The 2,457-nt window shown below is 63.4% G+C and carries 3 protein-coding genes; all 3 read left to right on the plus strand.

Annotated features, from left to right (window positions below):
* The first annotated feature begins 311 nt into the window (after positions 1–311).
* Entirely contained in the window at positions 312–1,355 is a 1,044-nt protein-coding gene (locus GSQ76_RS17250) for a dipeptidase (RefSeq protein ID WP_158745378.1), read from the plus strand.
* Positions 1,352–1,804: a protoporphyrinogen oxidase HemJ gene (gene hemJ, locus GSQ76_RS17255; RefSeq protein WP_158745379.1), complete on the plus strand. Its 453-nt coding sequence runs from the start codon at positions 1,352–1,354 to the stop codon at positions 1,802–1,804. The genes GSQ76_RS17250 and hemJ overlap by 4 nt, the downstream gene beginning before the upstream one ends.
* 205 nt (positions 1,805–2,009) lie before the next feature.
* The coding region (locus GSQ76_RS31930) for a Rho termination factor N-terminal domain-containing protein (RefSeq protein WP_254070465.1) at positions 2,010–2,457 on the plus strand (448 nt) is incomplete at its 3' end.

Raw genomic sequence — 2,457 nt, forward strand, 5'->3', positions numbered from 1 at the left:
CCGTAGGCGCCACCCATCCAGTCTCTACACCTTCCCGTCCTTTCGGCGCGGGCTTGGCTCGGGATCGGCAAGGTGCAAGTGCACCGTAGCGTTCCCCGACTTTGAGCGGTTCCGTCGCAAGGTTTCCCGGTGCGACGCCCAATTGAAGCAACTAGGAATCCTGTGCTCTATCCTGCTGAGCTACGCGGACATGCAGGTTCAGTGTGTAGCGAGGACGGCCTCGACTGCCAAGGCTCCCCTAGTCGTCGTCGCCTTCCAGGCGCAAGATCGACGTCCCAATGACGGAAGGTGGCCGGATTCGGCCAGCACGGATGCACGCTGATCCCTCCCAGGCTGAGCCGACTGCCGCGCAGGCGCTGCACACGCGGCTGCTGACCCTCGACAGCCACATCGACATTCCCTGGCCGAACGGCCCGGATCCGTTTACGGCGACGCAACGGCACGTGGACATTGGCAAGATGGTGCGAGGCGGGCTGCGTGCCGGGTGCTTTGCCGCCTATGTCGGGCAGGGGCCGCGCACGCCGGACGGTTGGACCAAGGCGCGGGAGCGGGCTTTGGCGATGCTGGAGGAGATCCGCGCCATGGGGGCCGAGCGCAACGGGTTGCGCGCCGTGCTGGCAACCAGCGTGGCCGACATCCGCCAGGCCGCGACCGAGCCTGGCGTCGCGATCATCGTGCCTGCGGTGGAGAACGGCCACACCATCGGCGAGGACATCAGCGTGCTGGACCAGTTCCGCGCCCTGGGCGCCTGCTACCTGACGCTCACGCATAACGGCCATAACGCATTGGCCGATAGCAGCAATCCGCGCAAGGACTTGGGCGACGAGGCCATATTGCATGGTGGGCTGAGCGCCCTTGGACGCGAGGCGGTGGCTGCGCTGAACCGACTTGGCATGCTAATCGACGTCAGCCATTCATCCAAGGCGACGATGATGCAGGCCGCCCACTTGTCCACCACCCCGATCGTTGCCACCCATTCCTGCATTCACGCCCTGTGCCCCGTGCCGCGTAACCTGGATGACGAGCAGCTGGACGTATTGAGGGAGATTGGCGGCCTGGTGCAGATCACCGCCGTGCCATCCTTCGTTCGGCCGCAGGGCAAGGTGGATGCGGTGGGCGTGGCCGATTACATGGACCATTTGGACTACGCCGTGCGCCGCTGCGGCGTGGAGCACGTGGGCATCAGCTCCGACTTCGATGGCGGCGGGATGCTGGCGGATTGGCGGGACGCGTCCCAAAGCGCCAATCTGACGGCGGAGTTGGTGCGCCGCGGCTACGACGAGTCGGAGATCGCGGCCCTGTGGGGCGGCAACTTTCTGCGCCTGCTGGAACGGGCCGAGGCCGCCGCCGCGTGACGATTGGTCTACTGGGTCCGTTTCTGCTGTGGACCAAGTCGTTCCACGTGATCGCCGTCGTCGCCTGGATGGCGGGGCTGTTCTACCTGCCCCGCTTGTATGTCTATCACTGCGACGTTGCTCGCGGATCGGAGGCGAGCGAGCGGTTCAAGGTGATGGAGCGCCGGCTGCTGAAGCAGATCATGAACCCGGCTATGATGGTCACCTGGCTATTCGGCATCTTGCTGGTGTTGACGCCGGGTGCGGTGGATTGGGGCGCCACGTGGTGGCACGTGAAGCTAACGGGCGTGATCCTGATGAGCGGCTTCCATGGCGCGTCGTCGAAATGGCAGCGGGACTTTTTGGAAGATCGCAACACCCGCCCACAGCGCTTCTACCGCATCGCCAATGAGGTTCCGACGGTCCTGATGATCATCATCGTCATCATGGCCATTGCGCAACCTGGTTGATTGGGCCATCTACTGATGGCCGGTTGCGATTGACTGCCCATCGTAACCGTGCATACCTCCTGTCTAGCGATGTAGGTCTGCTCAGGCCCAGCATCCTTCCGTCAAACCAGCCCGGTCCCCGCAACGCGCGCTCTTCTGGCGCCGCAGGACCGTCAAATCGGCTGTCGCCTGTCCGCTGAACCCATCCCCCTCCGAGGCTTCCCAGATGCATCTTGCCGAACTCAAGGCAAAATCTCCGTCCGACCTGCTTTCCTTCGCCGAATCGCTCCAGATCGAGAACGCGTCCAGCCTACGCAAGCAGGACATGATGTTCGCCATTCTGAAGAACCTGGCAGATAATGAGCAGGCAATTCATGGCGAGGGGACGCTCGAAATCCTCTCGGATGGCTTCGGCTTCCTCCGAAGCGCACAGGCCAACTACCTTCCTGGCCCCGACGACATCTACATCAGCCCCAGCCAAGTCCGCCGATTTGGCTTGCGCACCGGGGATAGCGTCGAGGGCCAGATCCGGGCGCCCAAGGATGGCGAGCGGTATTTCGCCCTGTTGAAGCCGAATACGATCAATTTCGAGCCGCCGGATGCCGTCAAGCACCGGATCAACTTCGATAACCTGACCCCGCTCTACCCCGATCGCCGCTTAAAGATGGAGGTGG

This window comes from Acidisphaera sp. L21, from assembly GCF_009765685.1.
Classification (GTDB): domain Bacteria; phylum Pseudomonadota; class Alphaproteobacteria; order Acetobacterales; family Acetobacteraceae; genus LMUY01.

Coding starts and splice junctions, on each gene's coding strand:
- GSQ76_RS17250 (WP_158745378.1), top strand. CDS start 312: ATGCACGCTGATCCCTCCCAGGCTGAGCCGACTGCCGCGCAGGCGCTG.